Origin of the sequence: Pseudoxanthomonas broegbernensis, from assembly GCF_014202435.1 — a bacterium.
Lineage (GTDB): Bacteria > Pseudomonadota > Gammaproteobacteria > Xanthomonadales > Xanthomonadaceae > Pseudoxanthomonas > Pseudoxanthomonas broegbernensis.
This window is the reverse complement of sequence record NZ_JACHGU010000026.1, coordinates 1-2,084: the sequence shown is the minus strand read 5'-3', so window position 1 is coordinate 2,084 and position 2,084 is coordinate 1. Positions and strand designations below refer to the sequence as shown.

2 protein-coding genes are annotated in these 2,084 nt (G+C 58.3%); both read right to left on the bottom strand.

What is annotated here, in order from left to right; translation table 11 throughout:
- Window positions 1-188 (bottom strand): hypothetical protein (locus HNR76_RS15235; RefSeq protein WP_183982378.1); only part of this gene is annotated, 188 nt, incomplete at its 3' end.
- A partial coding sequence (locus HNR76_RS15230) for a class I SAM-dependent DNA methyltransferase (RefSeq protein ID WP_183982376.1) occupies window positions 185-2,084 on the bottom strand: 1,900 nt, incomplete at its 5' end. The genes HNR76_RS15230 and HNR76_RS15235, both read right to left, overlap by 4 nt.

The following is a 2,084-nucleotide window of genomic DNA, read 5'->3' as shown; positions in this document are numbered from 1 at the left end:
GCCACGAACATCAGCGCACGGCTCTTGCCCGATGCGGGCGGCGACTTGATGAGAAGGTATTGCTCGCCCCGCTTCTCGTAGGCCCGTTCCTGCATGGGTCGCATCCCAAGCGCATTGGCCTTGGTCGACGCGCCGTTGCGGGCGTAGGTGACGGAAACGGACGGTACGGACTCAATCTTGTCGCTCACGCGTTGTCTCCCGCTTTGCGCTTCTTGCCCTTGGCCGGTGCAGCCGAAGCGGTCATCTTGGTATAGAGGTCAAACAGCTTTTCCAGCCGCTCGGTGTCGTTCTTGAAGCGCCGACCGATGTAGATGCGCTCCAGCACTTCGTCGTTGCGATCATGGGCGGCGCGCAGGTCAGCAGGCATGTTCTCGGGGTGGTACAGGTCCGCGATGGTCGCGGGGAAGTGATGCTCCCGCGCCAGCAAAATGTCCTCAGCGCAGCGCGTGAGGTCGGCCTTGTTCTTATCCGTCAGTGCCGGAACGGGAAAGGTGTTCCAGCCGACAGTGTTGGAGTAGGAAAAGTCGGTTCGCATGCGAACGCACACGGTCCCAATCCAAACCCAATGCAACTTCGACACAATTAGCGCCATATTCCACAGCGGGGCGTCATATAGTGCAAAACACTTGTTTGACGCTATGACGTCAGCCGTCAAGTAGTCGCAGGGCAAGTAGGGTCGGTTCTCCGAGCTAACACCAGGAACAAGTATTTGATCCCGTCGCGCCACACCCGCGATTTGGACGAAACGGTGTGGCTGCGTGGCGAACTGACGTGTAGATTCGGCATCTGACTGCTTGCGATTCTCCGCCACCAACCGCAAGCGCTCAGCAATGAAGACGCTTCTCTTGGCAGACTCCACGTCCTTGTCCGCAATCCACAAGCAGTACCGTAGCTTGCCGTTTATTAGCTCGGTCGAACCGACAAATCGCTTGACGAAGGGGCGCACATCAACGTCCTCGGCAATGACCTTCTCTGCCAATTCGGCATCAAGAAAAAGGTGTCCGCCATCGCGTGGCATGTTGCCGAACAGCATCGTGGACTGCTCGCCAATCGGATCATTTGCCTTCTGAACATATGCGAGGCTATCCGGCACAAGGTACGGACCGATAGCAGAGCATTGCTTGAGTAACTCCTCCTGATAGAGCCTCTTGGGTAGCGTCGATTTTTCACCCAGACCGACGATCACTACCGTCACGCCAGCGTTGTGACTGGCAAGGTTCGCCCACTTGAACGAGGTGTGTGCAAAGCGGATTTCGTAGCCACGCTGGAAGGCTATCGGCCAAACGTCAATGGCCTGCTGGCCCTGGCATATGCTGTTGGTTGCCACGAAGGCGGCAACTGCATTTGGAACGCTGTCAGCGTAGTCGAAGAAGCGCGCAAACCATCCTGTCACGAAGTCGGTCGTCTTCGCCAGCTTGGGGTGCTTGACCCAAGCGTTCGCCAAATCGGCCTTTTGTTCGTCACTCTGCCATTTGCTGCCCTTGTACGGCGGATTTCCGCAGATGTACGTCTCGCCGCCTTCGTTCTGAAAGTCGATCTCGGCTTGATCGAGCGGCGTTTCAAAGAGGTCGTCCGCCTGCAGCTTCACGCCAGTACCGGTCGCAGGGCACATGCTCAACCAGTCGATTCGCAGTGCGTTGTGACACGTGATCCAATTCTCGTTGCGCAGAGGCAGAAACTCAGCCAGCGCCAGCTTTTGGCCCCGGTACAGCACATCGCACTGGTACTCGGCGATGACCAGTGCGAGACGGGCGATTTCGGCCGGAAAGTCGCGTAGCTCGATCCCGCGAAAGTTGGTGACCGGGATTTCTGATGCGCGATCCGGTTCGCCGCGCCGCCGGTTGATCTCGGCCTCGATGGCCCGCAATTCCTTATAGGCGATGACCAGAAAGTTGCCCGAACCGCAGGCCGGGTCGAAGACCCTGATCTTGGCGATGCGCTTGCGCAGGTTGAGCAACATGCGGACGTTATCGTCCGCTTCGTCCAACTTCTCCCGCAGGTCGTCGAGGAACAGCGGATTCAGCACCTTTAGGATGTTGGGGACACTGGTGTAGTGCATCCCCAGCTCGCCGCGCTCCTCGTCC